We start from the raw sequence: 16662 nt of genomic DNA, 5'->3' as shown, positions 1-16662 counted from the left end.
GGCGCAAGCGGGCGGCATCTGACAGAATATGGACATGTTCAGATATGGAATGATTCTGTTGGCGCTGCTCGCACAGTCCGCTGCGGCACAGTCGCCTTTGTCGGGGACGGAGTTTGACGCCTATACACGCGGAAAAACGTTGTTTTATGGTTTTGACGGACAGACTTATGGCGTCGAGCGGTATCTGCCGAACCGCCGAGTGATCTGGTCGTTTCTGGATGGGGATTGCAAAGAAGGTGTCTGGTATGAGAGCGGGGGGCAAATCTGTTTCCTCTACGAGGACCGGCCCGACCCGCAATGCTGGGTGTTCATCGAATCCGGCGGCGGGCTGATCGCGCAGTTCGAGGGTGATCCTGCGGCGACAGAGCTGTATGAGGCCGAGGATATTGGGGAAGAGATGATCTGTTACGGGCCGGATGTAGGGGTCTAGAACAGAGATCCTTGATCAGGCGCAGGTGGTTTTGGCGGTCGCTTGGGCTTGGCCGCGCCACCGGAGCCGGTGCTGAGGGTTCCATCTGCGAATTCGATTTCGAGAGTAGTGTGTTTTTCGGCGTCGGCCTTGCGGGTGACGACTTGATCCGCGGCGCGGATAACGGCGTAGCCACGATCCAGTGTGGCTTTGTAGCTGAGGGTTTCGCGTAGGCGATCTGTGGCCTCTAGCTGTTGGCGCAGACGATCCAGACGGGTGGTTTGGGCTGTGTTCGCTCGCTCGGAAAGGCGTGTGAGGGTTTGGCGCTGCTGGTCGATCTCTCGCAGAATTGGGCGCAAGGAAAGGCGTGAGGACAGGTTGCGCAGGACCTCTTGCCGGGTTGTCACGAGGCCGCGCAGGGTTGAGGGGCGCAGGTGGGCGGAAAGCTCCACCAGTTGCAGGCGGCGGTTCTGAACGCCGCGATCCAGCGCCGGGGTCAGGCGGTCCGCAATAAGATCAAGGCGTTGGCGCGGGGTGTTCAGCAGGCTGTCGGGGCGTGGCAGGGCGCGGGACAGGTCGCGCAGGCGCTGGCTGCGGCGCTGCACCGCGTCTGAGGCGGCGCGGGACAGTCGCGCGCCTTGTTCACCGGTCCAGGCCAGCAGTTCCATGCGGACGGGAACGGCCAATTCGGCGGCGGCGGTGGGCGTGGGCGCGCGGCGGTCCGAGACAAAGTCTATCAGGGTTGTGTCGGTCTCGTGCCCCACGGCCGAGATCAGCGGGATGTCCGAGGCGGCGGCGGCGCGGGCGACGGTTTCTTCGTTGAAACCCCAAAGGTCTTCGATGGACCCACCGCCACGTGCGACGATGATCAGGTCGGGGCGCGGTAGGGCGCCGCCCGGAGTGAGCCGGTTGAAGCCTTCGATGGCGCGGGTGACTTCCGGGGCGCAGTTTGCGCCTTGCACGGCGACAGGCCAGATCAGCACCTTGCGCGGAAAGCGGTCGCGCAGGCGGTGCAGGATATCCCGGATTACCGCGCCCGAGGGGGAAGTGACCACGCCGATGATCTGCGGCAGATAGGGCAGGGGTTTCTTGCGCTCGGGCGCGAACAGCCCCTCGGCTTCCAGTTGTTTCTTGCGCTTTTCCAGCAGCGCCATCAGCGCGCCTTGTCCGGCGACGGCGACCTCATCGACATTCAGGTTGTACTTGGACTGCGCGCCGAAGGCGGTCAGGCGACCGGTGACGACGACCTCTAGCCCCTCTTCGGGGACTACGGAGAGGCCGGAAATCTGGCCTTTCCATGTGGTGCAGGCCAGCACGTTCCGGTCGTCTTTGATGTCATAATACAGATGGCCAGAGCGGGCTTTGAACACGCGCCCGACCTCACCGCGCACGCGAATGCGGCCAAATGTGCCTTCGAGCGTGCGCTTCACCTCGCCCGAGATATCGGAAACCGTGTATTCAGGGGTGTTTTGGCCGGGAATGGGGTCGTCAAGCAGGTCGGACATTTCAGCGCCTTGTGTCATGTGCTGGCGCAGCTTAGAACGCGCGCAAGGCGAGGCCAAGCAGATCGGAGAGCTTTCATGAACATCCTCATTCTCGGCAGCGGTGGACGCGAACACAGCCTGGCCTGGGCGGTGATGCAGAACCCCAAATGCGACCGTCTGATCGTGGCTCCGGGCAATGCCGGGATCGCTCAGATCGCCGATTGCGCTGTACTGGATATCGAAGACGGCGGGGCGGTGGTAAACTTTGCCGAAGAAAATGCGATTGATTTCGTCATTGTCGGCCCCGAGGCCCCTTTGGCCGCCGGGGTCGCGGACCGGTTGCGCGAGGCCGGTGTGCTGGTCTTTGGACCGTCGGCGGCAGCCGCGCAGTTGGAAGCATCGAAGAGCTTTACCAAAGAAATTTGTGATGCGGCGAACGCGCCGACGGCGGGCTATGCGCGGTTCACTGAGGCTGAGCCAGCGAAGGATTATATTCGCGCGCAAGGGGCTCCGATCGTGGTCAAGGCTGATGGTCTGGCCGCTGGCAAAGGCGTAATCGTCGCGATGGACGAGCAGACCGCGCTGGACGCGATTGATGATATGTTCGGTGGTGCCTTTGGTGGCGCGGGCGCAGAGGTTGTAATCGAGGAGTTCATGGAAGGCGAAGAGGCCTCGCTGTTCGTGTTGTGCGACGGAGAGGACATTCTGTCCATCGGAACCGCGCAGGATCATAAGCGTGTGGGTGAGGGCGATACCGGGCTGAACACCGGTGGTATGGGGGCGTATTCTCCGGCCCCAGTGCTGAGTGCCGAGGTTGAGGCGCGGGCGATGGAAGAAATCGTGCGCCCGACAATGGCTGAAATGAAACGGCGGGGCACTCCGTTTCAGGGCGTGTTGTATGTCGGGCTGATGATCAAGGATGGCCAGCCTCGCCTTGTGGAATACAATGTGCGCTTTGGCGATCCTGAATGTCAGGTACTGATGATGCGGCTGGGCGCGCAGGTGATGGACCTGATGCACGCCGCTGCCGAGGGACGCCTGGCTGAGACACGTGTGAACTGGGCCGATGATCACGCCATCACGGTTGTGATGGCGGCCAATGGGTATCCGGGGGCGTATGAGAAGGGCTCGGTCATCAACGGGTTGGACGCGCTGGCTGAGGACAGCAGGAACATGGTATTTCATGCGGGGACGAAAGCGGCTGAAGGCCAGATCATGGCTGCCGGTGGTCGTGTGCTGAACGTGACCGCCCGCGGCGACACATTGCAAGAGGCGCGTGATCGGGCCTATGCGATGGTGGACGGGATCGACTGGCCAGACGGGTTTTACCGCCGCGATATCGGCTGGCGGGCTTTGTGATTTGATTGCCGGGCTGCGCCCGTCTCGATTTTTCCCGTAGGGGGGGCTTTGCCCCCTCGGCCTTGCGGCCTCACCCCCAGGATATTGATGGCCAGATGAAGGGCGGATCAGCAGCTGAGGGCTGAGGTCAGATCCTTGCGGTCTTTGAGTGGGCCGAGGTCGGTGGTTTGCCAGCTGCCTTTGTATGAGACGCTGATGATGCGGGACCAGTCGGCGTTGGCCAGGATCATTTCGGGACCTGTCGCGCAGTAGCGCAATCCGCCGGTGATGAAGGCATCCCCGATACGGTGATTGGTCAGACCTGGCAGGGTCGCGATCTCAGTCAGCTTGCCTTCTTCATAGCGCCAGATGCGCAGTGTTTTGGCCAGATGGGGACGGTCGATATAGGCGATCTCGATATTACCGTCATCGTCCAGGTCCCATATTCCAACTGGTGCGAGCCAACGGTTGCGGGTGCCGATATGCGGCGTGGCGGCGATCTTTTCGCCTCGTTTGTTGTAGATTGCCAGCTGCGCCCCGGTGTTTTGCTGGGACTCGATGACGATCACCTCGTTTGATCCGTCAAGATCAACATCTGCAAGGCGGGGGGCGAGGTCTTCGAATACGCGGTCTTGTGGTAGACGGATGGTCACCACCACCCGATCTTTTGGCTTTTTGGTGTCTGTGTTCTCAATGGTGATTTCCAGCGCGCCATATTCGATGTTGTCCCCCAGAACCCCATGTGCGTATCGCGTTGTGGGTTCAGTATAGCGGGCAGTTGTAATAGTTTCGGCTGCAGTGGCGATGCCCGCCCCCACCAGCCACATGCACAAAGGCAGCAGCGCGCCGCGCATCCGACGCCGCCATGGGCGGGTGGGGGGACGCGGCGCTGTCGAAAACATCAGATCTGTTTTTCCGGCATTTGCACGACAAGGCCGTCCAGTTCGTCCGTCACTTTGATCTGGCAGGTCAGGCGCGAGCGGGCGGGGTCTGGTTCATAGGCGAAATCCAGCATATCCTCTTCCATATCATCCTTGGCCGGAACTTTCTCGACCCAGTCGGGGTGCAGGTAGACATGACAGGTCGAACATGCGCAGGCGCCGCCGCAATCGGCCTCGATGCCGGGGATGTTGTTGTCGCGAGCCCCTTCCATGACGGTCAGTCCGTTGGCAACCTCGACTGTGTGCTCGGTACCGCCGTGCTCGACATAAGTGATCTTTGCCATTGCGTGCGTCTTCCTTTTGCGATGTTCGAAACCTTCCTTAATCAAGGCATTTAGGTCTTTCCAGCATCATTTGCGACTCAGTATGCCGTGACTGGACTTTCACGTTATTTGTTCTATTTTTGTTCTCATGTTTGTTATCCCTGTTCACCCTGCGGTTTCAAACCGGGACTGGCCGCGTCCGCCCCGGTGCCTGCCTGCCAACCGGCTGCAGGATCCGCCTGACAATGCGCGCGTGACGGTTGCAGGGTTGGTGATCCTGCGGCAGAGGCCGGGGACCGCCAAAGGGGTGATCTTTGTCACCCTTGAAGATGAGACCGGCGTTGTGAACGTGATCGTCTGGCGCAAGATCTATGAACAATTCCGCCGCGCGGTGATCTCGGGGCGGTTGTTGCGGGTGACGGGGCGGATGCAGAAAGCCGATGCTGTGATCCATGTCATCGCGGAAGAGATCGAGGACATCTCGGGGATGCTGGATGTGCTGGTGCGGGGGGAGGGGTAGTTCGTTTGGGCAAATGCGACATGCCTAACAGCCAGCTACCAACGCCCCGACGCACCACCTCCGCCTGAACGCCCTCCACCAAAACCACCACTGCTGCCTTTGTTTTTGGAAATCTGCGAGATGACATAAGAAAACTCTTCGCTATACCCACAGTTTGAACATTCGACCCGGCGCACACCTGAGCCAGGCATTGAGGTGGTCGGGTGCAGCAGGACGCGACGGCTCTGACGAATGCTGCGGTGACCACAGTTTGGACATTTGCGGAAACGCGCAAACACATCGCCCAAAAAATCGCGCCCGTTCATCGCAATGACAAAGATTGCAAACGCCGCAAAAAGAAACAGCGGCAGCACATCATCCTGACCTTTGGCCGGATTATCTTCGCCGGCGCGAAATGGCATGATGATATCGTCGATGACTGCCTTTGTTCCGGTCTTGATCCCGTTCGGGTAATCACCATTTTTGAACGCAGGCAGGAAATCGCTGTTTACAATACGCCGAGCGGTCGCATCCCAGGCTCGGGTATAGGCGGCTCCAAGTTCGATCCGCATTTCGCGATCGTCGCGAAGCACCAAAATCAAAACACCATCATTGCGCGCGGCGTTGCCGATTCCCCAGTTGTTGAACAGTCCGGTGGCAAACTGCTCAAGCGTTTGGTTCCGGGAATGATCTGACTTCTTGGCAAGAGTTACCACAGTCATTTCGACCCCGGTCTCCTGCCGCAGCTGATTGAGTCGTCTGGATAGAAACGCTTCGTCAGTGGCCGCCAGCAAATCAGCAAAATCGTTTACCGTCGCAGTCTGCGGGTCCGGATAGGTTTGGGCCGCAGCTGCATTGGCGAAAAACAAAAGGAAAAGAAGAAGTCTCATGAAAATCGAGTTAAATCAGCACTATGTTCGAATTGGGGCACGACCGTTCACCGCTTGAACAAAACCCCCTGCGATTGCTTGTCCCGGTGATCTCCTCGCAGCTCTGCATGCAGGGCGCGTCCGGCCTGAACACCGGGGCGGGCGCTGACCGTTTCAAGCCAGCGGGCGAAGTGGGGTTTATCCTCAAGGACTTGCTGCTGGCCTTCCCACAGGCTTGCCCAGCCCCAGATCGACATATCGGCGATCGAGTAGAAATCTCCGGCGACATATTCGTTTTCGGCGAGCCTCCGATCCAGAACGCCATACAGGCGCCCGACCTCGGCGCGGTAGCGGTCTTTGGGGTAGGGCAGGTCCTGCGGTGGGTCCAGTTGGGGGGCGTATTTCAGAAAGTGATGCGCCTGACCGGCCATCGGGCCAACACCGCCCATCTGCCACATCAGCCATTCTTCGACCGCGATCCGGTCACGTTCGGTTTTGCCATAAAAGCGCCCGGTCTTGCGAGCGAGATACATTAGGATCGCGCCGCTTTCGAACACCGAGATCGGCGCACCACCCGGGCCGTTTGGGTCAACAATGGCGGGCATGCGATTGTTCGGCGCGATCTTCAGGAAGTCGGGGTCGAACTGATCGCCCTTGCCTATATTGATCAGGTGAGTGGTGTAAGGCAGCTCCATCTCTTCGAGTGCGATGGACACCTTCCAGCCATTCGGCGTGGGCCAGAAATACAGATCGATCATGATGCCTCCTTCGGTTGTCAGGGATCATGAGGGTTTCGCACCATACGGCAAGAGGTCGCTTGGAAAGGTTACGAAAGCGTGACGATTTGCCCCTTGGGCTTGACGATTGTGGGGTCGGGGCGTAAACGCATCCGCACCACGTGGCGATTTGTTACCGGATTGCGGGCCACGCTAAACAACACCGCTAAAAGGTCAGGATGAAAGACCCCTTTCGCTTGGCCGCGTCTGGGGTTTTTTGTTGCCTCCTCGCCGGAGGCTGAAAGGAATGACATGAGCGAGAGCTGGAACAAGCGCACCCAAGCCGTCCATGGCGGCATCCGCCGCAGCCAATACAATGAAGTTTCCGAGGCGATCTTTCTGACGCAAGGTTTCGTCTACGACAACGCCGAGCAGGCCGAAGCAAGGTTCATCGAATCCGGTCCTGATGAGTTCATCTATGCCCGCTACGGAAATCCGACCGTTTCGATGTTTGAACAGCGCATCGCGGCGTTGGAAGGCGGCGAGGATGCCTTTGCCACCGCCTCGGGCATGGCGGCTGTAAATGCAGCGCTGTGCGCGATGTTGAAAGCGGGCGACCATGTGGTTTCAGCCAAGGCCCTGTTTGGATCGTGCCTTTACATCCTTGAAAACATCCTGACCCGGTATGGGGTCGAGGTCACCTTTGTCGATGGCACCGATTTGACGGCGTGGAAAGCGGCGATCCGGCCTGACACCAAAGCTGTCTTCTTCGAATCAATGTCCAACCCGACGCTCGAGGTAATCGACATCGAAGCCGTGGCCGACCTGGCCCACACGGTTGGCGCGACAGTGATTGTGGACAACGTGTTTTCGACGCCCGTCTTCTCGCGCGCGATCCAGCAGGGGGCCGATGTGGTTGTCTATTCGGCCACCAAGCACATTGACGGGCAGGGCCGCGCGCTTGGCGGTGTCATCATCAGCACCCGCGACTTCATTCGCGGCACGATTGAACCCTATCTCAAGCATACAGGCGGGGCGCTGAGCCCGTTCAACGCGTGGATCATGCTCAAGGGACTTGAGACAATGGCGCTGCGTGTCAACGCACAGGCCGAAACAGCACAGGTTCTGGCGGAAGCGTTGGAGGGGCACCCCGCGCTTGACCGCACCCTGTATCCGGGCCTGAAAACGCATGCTCAAAACGCATTGGTGCACTCCCAACTGGGTGGCAAAGGCGGAACGGTTTTGTCGCTGGATATCAAAGGTGGAAAAGCGGCTGCGTTTGCCTTTCTGAATGCGCTGACCATACCGGTGATTTCCAACAATCTGGGTGATGCCAAATCTATTGCGACACACCCCGCCACAACGACTCATCAAAGGCTGAGCGAGGAACAACGGGACGAATTGGGCATTACACCCGGCCTGATCCGATTTTCCGTGGGCCTTGAAGATGCCGCTGATCTGCTTGACGATATCGAACAGGCACTGAAACTGTCTCAAACCTAGCGGGAATTTCCCCGCGTGGGCTCGGACCACGCGGGGCAACGCCTGGGCCGGAAAGGCCTCGTTTGATCCGACGTATTCAGATGCGAATTGACGGTTTTGTTCGGGTTTTTTCGATCCGGTCTGTTATGGGGTGCGTATCGGATTTGTAAGTTGATCAGAGTCGTTTATATTCCTTCGACCTAGCAAGGGACCCCGCGCATGAACATTCATCCCCGCGACATCGACGAAACGCCGGATCGTGATCAGGCTGCTGCCGCCCTGAAAGTTCTGAAAAGCTGGGCTCAGTCGGCATCCGAGGCCGAGGTAAACCAGCTTGACCCCGCTGTCGCGCGGTTGATCCCGGGACTGGTGCCGGTAAATTACCCCTCTCTTTCAAGGCAGTACCCTGACGACTTTGAAGCGGATGCCGCATACCGCGCGACGATGCCGGATTTGCAGAATGGCCCGTCCAGCCTGATCCGCGGCGCCAAACAGCAAATTCAGCATGTGGGGATTTCCAATTTTCGCATGCCCATTCGTTTTCACCGCAAACATGGGGCGGATCTGACGCTCGAGACCTCGGTTACCGGGTCCGTCAGCCTGGAGGCTGACAAGAAGGGTATCAACATGTCCCGAATAATGCGGTCCTTTTACAAACACGCTGAACGGACGTTCAGTTTTGAGGTGATGGAAGCCGCGCTGAACGACTACAAGACCGATCTGGACAGTCTGGATGCGCGGATTCAAATGCGCTTCTCCTTCCCCGATCAGGTTGAAAGCCTGCGGTCCGGTCTTGTGGGGTATCAGTATTACGACATCGCGCTGGAACTGGTCGAACGCGCGGGTGAGCGTCTCAAGATCATGCATCTGGACTATGTTTATTCCTCGACCTGTCCCTGTTCGCTGGAACTGAGCGAACATGCCCGGTCGATGCGGGGCCAATTGGCGACACCGCATTCGCAGCGCTCGGTCGCGCGTATTTCGGTGGTTGTGGATTGCAATGCCGATTGTCTGTGGTTCGAGGACCTGATCGCCCTGTGCCGTCGCGCCGTACCGACCGAAACGCAAGTGATGGTAAAGCGTGAGGATGAGCAAGCATTCGCCGAGCTGAATGCGGCGAATCCGATTTTTGTCGAAGACGCCGCGCGATTGTTTTGTGCCGAACTGCAGGCCGATCATCACGTCGGAGATTTCCGTGTCGTGGCCAGCCATCAGGAAAGTCTGCACAGTCATGATGCTGTATCGATTCTGACCGAAGGTCCGACCTTCGACTCGGCGAGCCTTGATCCCAGGTTGTTTTCGACCCTGTTTCACACTGGGTGATCCCAAATTAACATGCTGAAAAAAGCGGCAAAAGAAAGCGCTGGGCGCTTTATTGCCGCATTGCAGCAACTGTTGCTGCCAACGCGAAGTGTTTCGCGGTAGTATTGCCCTGAGTGTAGCTGATGCGCAGCCTCTTTTTCAAAGCTGAGGTTGCATCGAAGGACCTTAGGCATGTGCCAACCTGACCTGCAGAGCTTCGTGCCGAAAGCCCGGCTTTCGACGCTCGAATGGCGTCTTCTGCGTCCGGCTGCATCGTATTCACAGGAGAAACAGAAATGAATCCGATTTCCCAACCGCTTGAGTTTCAGGCAGCCGCCATTCGGATGGCAGGCTATGCGGTGGTCAGTCAGTTAGAGATTATGCAAGTTATGACCCGCGCCGCGTTCCAGGTCCCGATGGCGCCGATCCACGCATTTAAAAGTGCGGAACCCGTCGCCAAGGTTGTGCCGCCAAAGGCGACCGTGACCAAGCGCGCGGCACCCAAGGCTCCGGCGGCACCTGCGCCCAGGAAAGCCAAGGCTGCGCCAAAACCGGCGCCGACAGCGAAGGCCGCTCCGGCTGCGGCCAAGGCGAAACCTGCCCCGGCACCCAAACCCGCAGCCAAGGCTGCGCCGAAGAAGGCTGTCGCTGCCAAGGCGTCCCCGGCCACGGCCAAACCGGTTGCCAAAAAGGCCCCGGCGGTGAAACCTGCAGCTCCGAAGACAGCGGCCCCTAAAGCGGTTTCTACAGCCAAGACCGTCAGTCCGAAGCCCGCCCCTAAGCCTGTTGCCAAACCGGTTGAAAAGGCGGCCAATACGACGGCGACGTTCAAATCCAGTGCAGCCGCCAAGCCGCCCGTCGCAAAACCTGCGACACCAAAGTCCACAACAGCGTCGACTAAAGCAAAACCAACCCCGGTTAAGCCTGCATCGACGGCCGTCAAGGCGGAACTCCAAGCAAAACCGGAACCGGTAGCAGCCAAGCCCGCAGCCGCGAAACCCGTTGCGGCGAAGGCGACAGAAAAGCCTGCGGCCCCTGCGCGGCGCACCCGGGCACCGTCCACCCCCCCGGCAATGCCGACACCTTCGGCGAAAACCGAACAGTAATCCGGCCTCATCGGCTTGACACGGTCCTCATGGCGCGCCAACGCTGCGCGTCATGACGGATTTGCGCCCGGTTGGATATGTAATTGGCCTGTTGGTCGCCATTCTTGGGGCGACCATGCTTTTGCCCATGCTCGCCGACATGATCGAGGGCAGGGGCGAATGGCACGTATTCCTTGAAAGCGCGATCATCACCGTTTTGACAGGCAGTGTTCTGGCGATGAGTTGCTCGAACGGTGTCGGGGAAGGTCTGACCATTCGTCAGACCTTTTTGCTGACATCCGGCGTCTGGGTTGCGCTGCCGATATTTGGCGCGATCCCGTTCCTGTTTGGCGAGACCGAGTTGCGGTTCGTCGACGCGTATTTCGAGGCCATGTCAGGGTTGACCACAACAGGTTCGACCGTGATTTCGGGGCTGGACGGTTTGCCCAGCGGTTTGCTGCTGTGGCGCGGCATCCTGCAATGGCTGGGCGGTATAGGTATCATTGTGGTGGCGATGGTTTTCCTGCCCGAGCTTCGGGTCGGGGGGATGCAGATCTTTCGATCAGAGGGGTTTGAAACCATGGGGAAAATCCTGCCGCGCGCGCAGGAGATTGCCGGACAGATTTCCCTGATCTACGTCTTTCTGACAGTCGCCTGCGCATTGGTCTATGCCGGCTTCGGCATGGGGTTCTTTGATGCGGTTGTTCATGCGATGACCACCATCGCGACCGGCGGGTTTTCCAATTACGACAGCTCGTTCGCCACGTTCTCGGGCCCGATGGAATATGCAGCCGCCGTGTTCATGATTTTGGCGGCGTTGCCCTTTGTCCGTTATGTGCAATTGGCAAACGGGAATTCCAGCTCGCTGTGGCGCGACAGTCAGATTCGGGCTTTTTTGGCGACCATCCTGGTTCTCGTGGCAATCATGTCGATCTTTTTGACCTCCGTGTTTCCGCACCATTGGGAACAGGCTGTTCGCGAGTCGTTGTTCAACATTACCTCCATCATCTCGGGCACTGGCTATGCCAGCGTGGATTACATGGGATGGGGCAGCTTTCCGGTCATGTTGTTCTTTCTCATCGGTCTGATCGGAGGCTGTGCAGGCTCGACCGCATGTTCGATCAAGGTATTCCGGTATCAGCTGCTGTTTGCCTCGATCAAAACGCAGATCAACCGCATCCGATCCCCGCACGGGGTCTTTGTGCCGCGCTATGACGGCCGCGCAATTAGCCGCGATGTTCTGACCTCGGTCATGAGCTTTTTCATGTTCTTCGTGTTGTCGATGGGTGTGCTGTCCTGGGCTCTGGCCCTGACCGGCCTGGATTTCATCACCTCGGTGTCTGGGGCTGCGACGGCCCTTGCGAATGTGGGTCCCGGATTGGGCAACCAGATCGGTCCGGCAGGCAATTTTGCGGGGCTGAACGATACCGCAAAATGGCTTTTGACCATTGGGATGCTGGTTGGCCGCCTCGAGTTGTTAGCTGTCTATGCCATCTTCACGGTGCAATTCTGGAGAGATTGATGAAAAAGACCTTTGGGGGTTCAGATATCTCATATGCTGAAGGATCGGGGTGTCGAGGAGGTTTTCGGAATTCCCGGGGTACACAATCAGGACATGTTCCGGAGCAGCGAAGAGGCGGGTCTGACCCATATACTGGTGTGGCACGAACAGGGGGCAGCGTTCATGGAAGATGGATATGCTCGCGCAGCGACCGGCCCGGCGTGGCTTACGTGATCACAGGTCCGGGGCTGTGCAACATCCTGACGCCAATGGGGTAAGCATATTCGGATTCGGTTCTTATGTTGGTGATCTCATCGTGCCTGGATGAGACCGAGGCGCAGCGTGGCCAATGGCACCAGATGAAAGATCAACGCACCGCGTTGCCCAGTGGTCCTGCCAGGCTGATACAGACCAAGCGGCTTATCGCTTGATTGAAACTGCGTTTGAAGAATTTGCCGTATCGCAGCCGCGTTCGAAGCACGAAACCCGGATTTCTGCAAGCTTGGCCTAAACTTATGACGCTATTTCCGCCTCTCCAGAACGTCTGGAAGACATGCAACAGGCTGTTCAGGCCGCGTTTGAAGCGCCTGTTCCGACGCTCATTCGGGTGACGCCAGACATCTTCGACAACTAAGCGCTGCGCCGGGCCGCGGCTTTGTGCCTTAATCCCAACAATGCACCAGAACAGTCATGCCGTTTGCGCGACGACTCAACTCATTCGGGGAAATCTTGCCGCCGTCTTGTGCGGTCTGCCCGGACACGCCTGCCTTGGTCAGTACATCCGTCAATTGCGCGGCATTTGCGGCAAGGCTGACCTTGTCAGGCAAGCTGCGCCCGTCGGATGGGGTGGGCAGCAACATGCCCACGACGTTACCACTGCCATCGAACACAGGTCCGCCGGCATCTCCGGGCTGGCTTGCCAGCGCCAATCGCTTGACGCCTTCTTCGCCATTCAGTCCGCGAATGTCAGCGATTTGGCCAAAGCTCAGGCTTGGTCCACCCAGTGCGCCTTCGTATGAAAAGCCCGACACTGTGATCTCGGACTGGAGACGAGGTTGATCGGCGCGGAATTCTGCCACGCTGATCGGTGCCAGCGTCTGGCGAGGGCGCAGGACCGAGACACCCAGCTCTGCGTCTGTCCAGGCGACTTCAACCTCCTGATCACCGTCCAGTGTGACCCGCGTGCATTGGTCGGTTGCTTCCGATACGGTCAGGACCGTTCCGTTGCGGTCGGCAAAAAAGCCCGAGCGCGACAGGCGCGGTTTACGGATTTGAAGACCCGAGACCAGATCGATCCGCTGTTCCGCATCCGACCCCGCCCCGGCATCCAGCACTGCGTCAGTGGTCGTATAACTGCCGCGCATCGCGGCCAGAACCCGTCTGTGCCGCGCATCATCTTCTTCCGGCCAGACCAGTGTAAACCCTTTGATCTTGCCATCTTTCAACGCAGCCTGCGTCACGGACACGATGCCATTGCCGCGCCCTTCGAGTGTAAAGCTGTCTTTGCGCAGTGTCCGCGGCCCGTTCAGCGGGACGATTTCAAGCGATTGCATGACCTCGTACAAAGCACGCAACGTGGCCTGATTGCCTTCCTGGCTAATCAGCAGCACCTTGGCGTCCAGATCGCCTGAGCTGGAGAAATGCGCGAAGGGGGCTTCGTATTTCTCGAATGCAACGGCTCCAAGGGGAAGATCCAGTTCGATTCCGGCCTCCAGGTCTGCATACCGGTCCATTCCAACGCTGATCAGAGGTGCATTGTAGTCGTCGATCAGAGCTTTTCTTTGTGCCGTGGTCAGGACGCCAGTTGATTCAAACCCGTTGAAGCGCTGCCATTCACCCATCGACCGCCGGGTGCCCTGTCCAAATGCCCCATCGATGGTCGAATTGTAAAACCCCGCTGCCTGCAAGGCGGTCTGCAGGTCGCGTCTTTCCTGTGCGGTCAACAAGCGCTCGCTTTGCAATGCCTGAGCGCGGGTTTCTTCGCCTGCTTGCAGGGTCAGGTTGGCGGAAGGCTGTGGTTGCGTCTCAAGCGAGGGCGTGATCGGCTCCGGTTCGGGTCTGCTTGCACCGGCAGGCCAGAATTGTTGGTTCATGTTGCTGGAAAACGCGATGAAACTGTCGCGCGGGATTTGCCCTTCGGCCCGATAGACACGCAAGACCTGTTCGGCATCCTCACGCAGATATGGCCCGATAACAATGGCATACCACCCGCTGTTCAACCGGAACCCGTTCACATCCGGCAACGCATCCGCATAAACCTGCGCGCGCTCCTGCGCTTGACGCAGATTTGGTTGCGCTTCGACCTGAACCCAGACGCCCGTGTCTTGCTGAGCAGAAACCGCGCCTGCGAAAGTAAGCACTAGAAAAGAAATTGCCAAAAATATGCGTGTCATTGTCTGCCCGTATCTGCAGTGTTTTATCTTTGGGGCAGATTACGCGAAATTCAGCTGGAATTGCCATGCCCGTGTTAAGGGGAATTTCCAGTGTGGCGGCGCAGTGACAGCCTGGACGCATTGGCCCGTTGACGCCCCTCTGACCCTTGCATAGGAAGGGCAAAACCCATCGGAACAAGGCGCCAGAGCGCCCAAAGGGATTGACATGACCGAACCCAGCAGCGCACCTCGTTCGTTTCAGGAGATCATCCTGCGGCTTCAGACCTATTGGGCCTCAAAAGGATGCGCGATCCTGCAACCTTATGACATGGAAGTCGGCGCGGGTACGTTCCACCCGGCGACGACGCTGCGCGCTTTGGGGTCCAAGGCGTGGGCCGCAGCTTATGTGCAGCCCTCGCGCCGTCCGACCGATGGGCGCTATGGTGAGAATCCGAACCGGTTGCAGCATTACTATCAGTATCAGGTGCTGATCAAACCCAGCCCACCGGATTTGCAAGAGCTGTATCTGGGATCACTGCAGGCCATCGGCATCGATATGGACCTGCACGACATTCGTTTTGTCGAGGATGACTGGGAAAGCCCAACGCTCGGCGCGTGGGGTCTGGGCTGGGAGGTCTGGTGCGACGGCATGGAAGTCAGCCAGTTCACCTATTTCCAACAGGTCGGCGGCCATGATTGCGCGCCGGTCTCGGGCGAGCTGACCTATGGGCTGGAACGTCTGGCCATGTATGTGCTGGGCATCGATCACGTGATGGATATGCCGTTCAACGATCCTCAGTCCCCCAGCCCGTTGACCTATGGCGATATCTTCAAACAGACCGAAGAGGAATACGCCCGCTGGAACTTTGACGTTGCCAATACCGAAGTTCTGCTGCGCCATTTCGAAGAGGCCGAGGCCGAATGCGCCACCATTCTGGCGCAGGAGCACGACGATCCGAAGACCGGTAAGCGGATCGTGATGGCGCATCCCGCTTACGACCAGTGCATCAAGGCGTCGCATATCTTCAACCTTCTGGACGCGCGGGGGGTGATCTCAGTCACCGAGCGGCAGGCCTATATCGGCCGCGTCCGCGCGTTGGCCAAGCAATGCGCCGACGCGTTCGTGCAGACCGAGGCCGCCGGGTTCGAGGCCTGATGGCGGGCTCAGGCCAAACCGGGCAGCAGCGCCTTCAGGCCATCGGCGATCATGCTGATGGCGATGGCCGACAGGATCATGCCCATAAAGCGGCTCATGATCACGCGCGCGTTGTCCGACAGCCGCTGCGCCAGCCACGCGGCGTTCCAGAACGTAATCAGCAGCAGGGCGACAACGATCAGGAAAACACCAGCGTAGGCAATGGCTTCTATTGGCTTCTTGATGTGATGGGCATACAGGATCAATGTTGTGATCGTACCGGGGCCGACCAGAATGGGAAAGGCCAGTGGATAGAACGCGACCGTGTCGGGCTCGGGGTAGGATTGCTTTTCCCCGTCGGTTCCGTGGTGCGAGCTGCTTTCATTCCCGTTCAGCATGTTCAGCCCGATCATCAGAACAACCAACCCGCCAGCCACGCGCAGGTGATCGACGCTGATGCCAAACAACCCCAGCGCCTGACTGCCGATCGAGGCGAAGGCGCTGCCGAGAATAATGCAGTAAACCGCTGTTTTCACGGCGACTTTGCGCTGTTCTACGGCGGGCAGGTCCTGCGTGACGCTCAGAAACACGGGCAGGTTGGTGATCGGGTTCATGATCGCGAACAACGCGCCGAAAAATCCGACGGCAAGAGTGGTTTCCATGAAAGGTGCCTCGTTTCAGCCCGTGATCGTCTGGAACCTGTCCTATTTTCCCGGAACTTGAAAGAGGCGGCGTAAGAGATGACAGGGAAACTTCTGGCGCTGATCCTGCTGTTCTCGGCCGCTTTGGCCGGGGGTGGTATGTATTACCTGCAGGTTTATGGGTTCTACTATGATGTCGAACCGCGTCCCGGACAGGACGTCGCGTTGCTAGTGCAAGGGGCGGATGCCCCCGAGGCGATTGCCTATTCCGCGTTTCAGGCGATTGATGCCGACAGCTCTCCGATCCGGTATCGGGCCTGTTTTGAAACCGAACTGACTGCAGATCAGTTGGCAGGGTTTATATCCGTAGAAAACCCCGAACCCCTGACCGCGCCGGGATGGTTTGATTGTTATGATGCCGTCGCCTTGGCTGATGCGTTGAAATCGGGGCAGGCGAAGGCGTTCATGGGCGCGAAGAACATCCACTATGGTGTCGACCGCATTGTGGCGATCACGCAGGACGGCAAGGGTTACGTCTGGCACGCGCTGAACAATTGCGGTGAAAAGGCCTATGACGGCACGGTGGTGGGCGAGGAATGCCCGCTCAGACCGCAGGAGTAAGCCC

At 58.8% G+C, this 16662-nt stretch carries 16 protein-coding genes, 1 pseudogene and 1 riboswitch; of the genes and pseudogenes, 9 read left to right on the top strand and 8 right to left on the bottom strand.

Annotated elements, in window-relative coordinates:
- Positions 1 to 34 precede the first annotated feature (34 nt).
- Positions 35 to 430, top strand: coding sequence for a hypothetical protein (locus tag ACR0K4_RS06370; protein WP_480516088.1), 396 nt, complete (start codon positions 35 to 37; stop codon positions 428 to 430).
- On the opposite strand, the gene xseA is transcribed toward ACR0K4_RS06370, so the two are convergent.
- Entirely contained in the window at positions 427 to 1914 is a 1488-nt protein-coding gene (gene xseA, locus ACR0K4_RS06365; RefSeq protein WP_480853283.1) for an exodeoxyribonuclease VII large subunit, read from the bottom strand. The two genes, ACR0K4_RS06370 and xseA, sit on opposite strands and share 4 nt — an antisense overlap.
- A gap of 75 nt (positions 1915 to 1989) precedes the next feature.
- Between xseA and purD the strand changes: the two genes are divergently transcribed.
- Complete coding sequence (purD, locus tag ACR0K4_RS06360) at positions 1990 to 3252, top strand: phosphoribosylamine--glycine ligase (protein WP_480853282.1); 1263 nt, start codon at positions 1990 to 1992, stop codon at positions 3250 to 3252.
- 107 nt (positions 3253 to 3359) lie between these two features.
- Here purD and ACR0K4_RS06355 read toward each other — a convergent pair whose 3' ends face one another.
- Positions 3360 to 4133 (bottom strand): FG-GAP repeat domain-containing protein, encoded by a 774-nt coding sequence (locus ACR0K4_RS06355; protein WP_480853281.1) that lies wholly within the window; start codon positions 4131 to 4133, stop codon positions 3360 to 3362.
- Entirely contained in the window at positions 4133 to 4456 is a 324-nt protein-coding gene (locus ACR0K4_RS06350; protein ID WP_480427094.1) for a 2Fe-2S iron-sulfur cluster-binding protein, read from the bottom strand. The genes ACR0K4_RS06355 and ACR0K4_RS06350 overlap by 1 nt, the downstream gene beginning before the upstream one ends.
- A gap of 127 nt (positions 4457 to 4583) precedes the next feature.
- On the opposite strand from ACR0K4_RS06350, the gene ACR0K4_RS06345 reads away from it, so the two are divergent.
- Entirely contained in the window at positions 4584 to 4955 is a 372-nt protein-coding gene (locus ACR0K4_RS06345; RefSeq protein WP_480853280.1) for an OB-fold nucleic acid binding domain-containing protein, read from the top strand.
- 35 nt (positions 4956 to 4990) lie between these two features.
- On the opposite strand, the gene ACR0K4_RS06340 is transcribed toward ACR0K4_RS06345, so the two are convergent.
- Positions 4991 to 5803, bottom strand: coding sequence for a TPM domain-containing protein (locus ACR0K4_RS06340; RefSeq protein WP_480853279.1), 813 nt, complete (start codon positions 5801 to 5803; stop codon positions 4991 to 4993).
- Between the two features lie 68 nt (positions 5804 to 5871).
- A complete protein-coding gene (locus ACR0K4_RS06335) occupies positions 5872 to 6561 on the bottom strand; it encodes a glutathione S-transferase N-terminal domain-containing protein (protein WP_480853278.1) in 690 nt (229 codons plus the stop codon).
- A 130-nt stretch (positions 6562 to 6691) separates the two neighbouring features.
- A riboswitch (SAM riboswitch) is annotated at positions 6692 to 6769 on the top strand.
- A gap of 62 nt (positions 6770 to 6831) precedes the next feature.
- Here ACR0K4_RS06335 and metZ point away from each other — a divergent pair.
- Together metZ and folE2 are read left to right on the top strand one after the other, a co-directional pair.
- On the top strand, positions 6832 to 8022 hold the full coding sequence (metZ, locus tag ACR0K4_RS06330; RefSeq protein ID WP_480853277.1) for an O-succinylhomoserine sulfhydrylase: 1191 nt from the start codon (positions 6832 to 6834) through the stop codon (positions 8020 to 8022).
- 198 nt (positions 8023 to 8220) lie between these two features.
- Positions 8221 to 9324, top strand: coding sequence for a GTP cyclohydrolase FolE2 (gene folE2, locus ACR0K4_RS06325; RefSeq protein ID WP_480516096.1), 1104 nt, complete (start codon positions 8221 to 8223; stop codon positions 9322 to 9324).
- A gap of 346 nt (positions 9325 to 9670) precedes the next feature.
- Here the strand turns inward: folE2 and ACR0K4_RS06320 are convergent, their stop codons facing one another.
- Positions 9671 to 10420, bottom strand: coding sequence for a hypothetical protein (locus ACR0K4_RS06320; protein WP_480853276.1), 750 nt, complete (start codon positions 10418 to 10420; stop codon positions 9671 to 9673).
- A 41-nt stretch (positions 10421 to 10461) separates the two neighbouring features.
- Here ACR0K4_RS06320 and ACR0K4_RS06315 point away from each other — a divergent pair, with 41 nt between their 5' ends.
- Positions 10462 to 11910, top strand: coding sequence for a TrkH family potassium uptake protein (locus tag ACR0K4_RS06315; protein WP_480516098.1), 1449 nt, complete (start codon positions 10462 to 10464; stop codon positions 11908 to 11910).
- Positions 11911 to 11943: 33 nt separating this feature from the next.
- Positions 11944 to 12370 (top strand): annotated as a pseudogene (locus ACR0K4_RS06310) (thiamine pyrophosphate-binding protein); the annotation flags it as partial.
- 181 nt (positions 12371 to 12551) lie between these two features.
- Here ACR0K4_RS06310 and ACR0K4_RS06305 read toward each other — a convergent pair.
- A complete protein-coding gene (locus ACR0K4_RS06305) occupies positions 12552 to 14282 on the bottom strand; it encodes a peptidoglycan-binding protein (protein WP_480853275.1) in 1731 nt (576 codons plus the stop codon).
- Between the two features lie 205 nt (positions 14283 to 14487).
- Between ACR0K4_RS06305 and ACR0K4_RS06300 the strand changes: the two genes are divergently transcribed.
- Positions 14488 to 15417: a glycine--tRNA ligase subunit alpha gene (locus tag ACR0K4_RS06300; protein WP_480516100.1), complete on the top strand. Its 930-nt coding sequence runs from the start codon at positions 14488 to 14490 to the stop codon at positions 15415 to 15417.
- Between the two features lie 8 nt (positions 15418 to 15425).
- Here ACR0K4_RS06300 and ACR0K4_RS06295 read toward each other — a convergent pair whose 3' ends face one another.
- Entirely contained in the window at positions 15426 to 16058 is a 633-nt protein-coding gene (locus tag ACR0K4_RS06295; protein ID WP_480516101.1) for a MarC family protein, read from the bottom strand.
- A 78-nt stretch (positions 16059 to 16136) separates the two neighbouring features.
- Here ACR0K4_RS06295 and ACR0K4_RS06290 point away from each other — a divergent pair, with 78 nt between their 5' ends.
- The gene (locus ACR0K4_RS06290; RefSeq protein ID WP_480516102.1) at positions 16137 to 16658 is read left to right on the top strand and encodes a DUF6446 family protein; all 522 of its coding nucleotides are present in this window, start codon (positions 16137 to 16139) and stop codon (positions 16656 to 16658) included.
- The last annotated feature ends 4 nt before the right edge of the window (positions 16659 to 16662 follow it).

The sequence above is a fragment of the Ruegeria sp. K11 genome, assembly GCF_056531905.1.
This window is presented reverse-complemented; position numbering and strand designations above follow the sequence as displayed.

Excerpts from the sequence above, each read along its gene's own strand:
- ACR0K4_RS06305 (WP_480853275.1), bottom strand. The coding sequence starts at position 14,282 with ATGACACGCATATTTTTGGCAATTTCTTTTCTAGTGCTTACTTTCGCA.
- xseA (WP_480853283.1), bottom strand. The coding sequence starts at position 1,914 with ATGTCCGACCTGCTTGACGACCCCATTCCCGGCCAAAACACCCCTGAA.
- ACR0K4_RS06320 (WP_480853276.1), bottom strand. The coding sequence starts at position 10,420 with ATGAGGCCGGATTACTGTTCGGTTTTCGCCGAAGGTGTCGGCATTGCC.
- ACR0K4_RS06300 (WP_480516100.1), top strand. The coding sequence starts at position 14,488 with ATGACCGAACCCAGCAGCGCACCTCGTTCGTTTCAGGAGATCATCCTG.
- metZ (WP_480853277.1), top strand. The coding sequence starts at position 6,832 with ATGAGCGAGAGCTGGAACAAGCGCACCCAAGCCGTCCATGGCGGCATC.
- ACR0K4_RS06350 (WP_480427094.1), bottom strand. The coding sequence starts at position 4,456 with ATGGCAAAGATCACTTATGTCGAGCACGGCGGTACCGAGCACACAGTC.
- ACR0K4_RS06370 (WP_480516088.1), top strand. The coding sequence starts at position 35 with ATGTTCAGATATGGAATGATTCTGTTGGCGCTGCTCGCACAGTCCGCT.
- ACR0K4_RS06290 (WP_480516102.1), top strand. The coding sequence starts at position 16,137 with ATGACAGGGAAACTTCTGGCGCTGATCCTGCTGTTCTCGGCCGCTTTG.
- ACR0K4_RS06335 (WP_480853278.1), bottom strand. The coding sequence starts at position 6,561 with ATGATCGATCTGTATTTCTGGCCCACGCCGAATGGCTGGAAGGTGTCC.
- ACR0K4_RS06295 (WP_480516101.1), bottom strand. The coding sequence starts at position 16,058 with ATGGAAACCACTCTTGCCGTCGGATTTTTCGGCGCGTTGTTCGCGATC.
- ACR0K4_RS06345 (WP_480853280.1), top strand. The coding sequence starts at position 4,584 with ATGTTTGTTATCCCTGTTCACCCTGCGGTTTCAAACCGGGACTGGCCG.
- folE2 (WP_480516096.1), top strand. The coding sequence starts at position 8,221 with ATGAACATTCATCCCCGCGACATCGACGAAACGCCGGATCGTGATCAG.
- ACR0K4_RS06355 (WP_480853281.1), bottom strand. The coding sequence starts at position 4,133 with ATGTTTTCGACAGCGCCGCGTCCCCCCACCCGCCCATGGCGGCGTCGG.
- purD (WP_480853282.1), top strand. The coding sequence starts at position 1,990 with ATGAACATCCTCATTCTCGGCAGCGGTGGACGCGAACACAGCCTGGCC.
- ACR0K4_RS06315 (WP_480516098.1), top strand. The coding sequence starts at position 10,462 with ATGACGGATTTGCGCCCGGTTGGATATGTAATTGGCCTGTTGGTCGCC.